The 4,206-nt window shown below is 35.0% G+C and carries 3 protein-coding genes; 1 reads left to right on the top strand and 2 read right to left on the bottom strand.

What is annotated here, in order from left to right; translation table 11 throughout:
• Positions 1 to 495 precede the first annotated feature (495 nt).
• Together ACUVXA_RS17060 and ACUVXA_RS17065 are read right to left on the bottom strand one after the other, a co-directional pair.
• Positions 496 to 1,155, bottom strand: a complete 660-nt coding sequence (locus tag ACUVXA_RS17060) for a hypothetical protein (protein WP_445872493.1) — start codon at positions 1,153 to 1,155, stop codon at positions 496 to 498.
• Positions 1,156 to 1,227: 72 nt separating this feature from the next.
• Positions 1,228 to 2,307, bottom strand: coding sequence for a tyrosine-type recombinase/integrase (locus tag ACUVXA_RS17065; RefSeq protein WP_445872494.1), 1,080 nt, complete (start codon positions 2,305 to 2,307; stop codon positions 1,228 to 1,230).
• Positions 2,308 to 3,151: 844 nt separating this feature from the next.
• Here ACUVXA_RS17065 and ACUVXA_RS17070 point away from each other — a divergent pair.
• Entirely contained in the window at positions 3,152 to 3,964 is an 813-nt protein-coding gene (locus ACUVXA_RS17070) for a YhfC family glutamic-type intramembrane protease (protein ID WP_445872495.1), read from the top strand.
• Positions 3,965 to 4,206: the final 242 nt, after the last annotated feature.

A 4,206-nucleotide genomic window follows, 5' to 3' on the forward strand; every position in this document is an offset into this window, starting at 1 on the left:
TTTTATCCCTGGCCTAAGATTTCGTTTAACCGTATTTTTTTAAATTATTTTTCTAATAGTATTGGTGAATAGTTTTTTATTTTTCGTAAATTATTACTATTTTTCGAAAATAAATTTGGGGGCAATTCGGTAATACTAAAAATAATAGACTCTATTCAAATGAAGGCTCAAAATTTCAAAATAACATAAAATAACTTTTAAAAGAGGAAAAAAATCATTATATGTCTCATTTTATAAATTACAGAAATTAAATTACTTGTATCTCAATATAAAGAACTAATAAAACTTTTATAATAAACTACAAAACCTTTTGAGTGCCACAGTAATCCTGTTTTGTACGATCATTATTACCGCCTAAAAATAGTTATGCTTTTCGAAAAATAGAAAATTATTAAACAAACCGTATTGCAAAATACCATATATTACCAATTAAACAATTAAAAAAATATATAAACTAAATTAATAAAAACAGTTTACAAGGGCCTAAAAAACAGGTTAGAGCTTAAAAATTATGCCTCTACAATTAGGCGCATCAAATTCTAATAATCTATACTCTACTGAATTTCTAGACAGCTTAAATATCCCGGTGCAATTTATTTTCAAAACCCAGCAAAAGGGAGTCCCATCATCCCTAAATAGGTTCTCAGCCTGAACCGTTCTGCAGCAATCCTTATACAAACAATCACTAACCACCACATTTATAGTATCCGCATCAATTTCTTGATAAGAAGTGGGAACATCCAACTTAATAGACTTGAGAAAATCAAAATATTTTTGAGCAGCTTCATAAATGCTTGGGATTTCTATAGGCTCTTTTCCCACTATACTGGCCTCTAAAATGAGCTGAGCCATTTTATTGAAACCACTTTCACCTCTTTTTAGAGAGGCTTTATAATCCTCATCAGCCTCCAGAAGTCCGTACAGCACAGAATTCCAAGGATCCTCAATCTGTCCTATCCTTTGTAATCCGTAGCCTCTAAACTTGTCCACTGAATCAAGGGCGGGTCTTTTCTCACCGATTCTGCCACTTATGTAATTCCCCATGTGGTATAGGGCTATTCGCATATAGTCTTTTCCCAAAATTTTTTGAATCCTACCCGCAATCTGTAAAAACCATTGAAACAACCAGACTTTATCAAGCCCTACCTCTTCCAACCCAGTACACCCTTTGAGCCTCATTTAAGTTTAAAAGGTGTTCACTAATATTAATGTTATGGTGATTTAAGCTTATTTGCTTCCTTTTTCTTCCAGACTCTTTATTCTCATCTCAAGGTCCTTTACTACCGACTCAGGATACCAGGTTTCCACCTCTCCCTTTAAAGGCATCCCACAGCGCAAGCAATAATCAGTAGATGAAATATTAGCCTCTTTGCAACGGGGACAGATAACTTGGCCCAATGAATTGTTTTTTACCTCCAAATTCACTCCTGAAACTCTCAAAACTTCACGCACAACCTCTTTTCCTGAAATATGGCTGTAGACCCCGGGCATGTTGCTGGTGGGTTTCCAACCGAAAAATCCTTTCATAGTCTGATCCGATAGTCTGGTTGAAAGCTCGGTGGCCCGGATATGTCTCATCAAATGCACGTAAGTACGCTTGTTGATGCCTGCTCTTTTAGCACAGGTTTTGACAGTTCTCCAGATTGACATCTGTGACAGACGTGTACCGCGAGAACTAGTCCACAAAGGAGAATCCTTATCTTTTGGTAACGTAGAGAGGTGTTCACCCAAAACTCCGGCACTGCTGATTAAAGGTATGGTACGGGTACCAGTCTTGCCCTCCACACTAAGTAGGAAACCATAGTTAACGGGAATCACAGAGCCCACGTTCAAACTCCAGAGTTCACCCTTTCTTAATCCCGATTCCAACAGTACACTGAGTAGAGCCCGGTCTCTTAGAGTCTTGGCGCTGTTAATGAGACTGTTAATTTCTTCCTCGTTCAGTAGGTCCTCCGATTTTATTTTTGTTTTAACCTTGGAAACTTTTATCCAACCTGTTCGGGAACGCTTCTTATCCCGGTCCAGCCATTTATAGAAGGCTCGAATACAGACACGGTACAGTCTGATAGATGCATCCGAAATCTTTCCCTCTTCCCTCTTTTGCTCAAGTTCCCCAAAAAATTTCTTAAGATCAGCTGCCGTGACTTTATCCAAATCCTTGTTGACCTGAGATGCTAAGACACTGAGTGATTTTTCATAATTTTTGAGAGTCGTGGATTTAAGCTGGGATTCCGCTCGCTTATCGTTTAAAAATTTATTAAGAACCTCACGCTGATTATTAGTAAGGGTATATTGTTTCTTTCTCATGGTCTCTTCCCCGTAAAAAAGGGCTTGAAAACGCCTGAAATATATGGGTTGAACCCCTATTTAAAGGTAACATTTCATAAAAGTAAATGTTTTTCAGGATAACATTTCATAATTAAAATTCTAGTAAAATCACTCGCCGGAATTAATTTCGGATCATGATTAACATTCTTAGTTTCAAAATCATTTATTTATGTGACAAACTATCATTATAAAAATTAATGCAGTAGAGCAATTATTGGTATTTTATAGATGATAAATAATCTTTATCCAGTTCTTTGTTGTTGATATCTTATTTGTTAGATAAACATATAACAGATGGTTTTTATATTTCAGGTAATTTGTCTTTCTTCCGCCCTTGGAGATTTTAATGAATAATTATTTTACTATAAAATTTTTCTAACAAATTATTGCAACGAAACTTTAAGAATATTCAAAAAAGAGTTTCGTGCTCTTGCAACTATTTTAGATAAAAGGCCTATATGATAATAAAAAATTTTCTTGCTTTAGAATTTCAGTCTCATTAAGACAGAGTATTTGAAATTTTGATTATAAGGAATTAAGCATTTGGTTAATGAGAATTTTTCACCCAGTTCTTTAGTGTTGGTTTTAATTCTCTTTTAAGACTAATTATTTTCAGACCGGTATCAAGTTGGGTTTGATAAATTTTTAATTTGCGTTAGATTATTTCTTTGATTTTTCCATTTTTTAAATTCAGGGAAAATTTGTGGGATTACATAATTAAGTTCAAGTACACGTCTGATTTTATTTTTTAATTTTCAAAAGATTTATATCATTGTTTAATTCAAATTCTATGTTTAAAATTAAAGTTAATTAAGAGGTACAGATGTTGGACGGAATCGGTGTTATAATAGCGATTGCCTTTTCACTACTTTATCCTTTGATCATTTGGCTTCTAGTAAAAAAGGTAAGATTTGAACAGGAATCCTATCGTTATCTTTTTGCAGCGTTTCTATTAGGCGCGGTGGTTTTTTACTTAGCGTTTCTTCGGAAATTTTACGTTTTGTTCATTTCGGGGTATGCTCTTTGGGGTGTTGACCTTTTGGGTACTGGTTTTATTGAGGAGGCAGTAAAACTTTTAATTCTAATTCTCCCGTTCATAAGAGTCAGGCTAAATGAGGGGAACGGTGCTTTCTATGGATTAGCGGTGGGTCTGGGATTCGGAGGCGGAGAGGCAGTGTTCCTCTTAGCACCTGCCGCAGCTAACTTTTACATTAATCAAATACTGTTCTTTGTTTATCTTTCACAGATTAACACTATAGCAACAATGGCTCTCACACCGTTAGAAGTTATTCTTGTTAATCTCTTTGTTTTGCCTGATTTACTCTCAGTTATTAATTCATTATCATTTGCGGTGTTCACGCCTAGTTTGATGGGGCTTTCCTTAATCGCGGTTTTTGAGAGAATTTTTGCAATATTGTTCCACGCCTCCTCGGCAGCAATCATTGGTTACGGTCTGGTTAGAGGTAAGACGCTGAAATTCTATCTCATAGCGGTGATTCTACATATACTATTCAACCTGTTCGCGTTTATTTACGCAGTCGGCCTAATAGGAATTATCGAAGTGGAAATCTTACTTGCGGTCTTCGCTATTGTGCTATTTGTCTATGTAGTATACCGGAAAGTTTTAGCGGTATAGGTTTCATTGATTACAGATGCAAAATGAACTGGAAATTTTTGCCCACGTTCCACTTCCTTTTTTTATATATAAGTATGGATTAAATAAGGTGCTGGTTTTCAGCTTTTTGGATGTGTTGGTATTACCAGATTGCCTTCAAATATATTTTCTAAAAATCGTCTACATTTACTATTTTTCGAAAATTATTCAGTGTAGTTAACAAAAATTATGCTTATAATAAAATCCTATTAGTATATTAAAAC

Source organism: Candidatus Jordarchaeum sp., assembly GCF_052745115.1.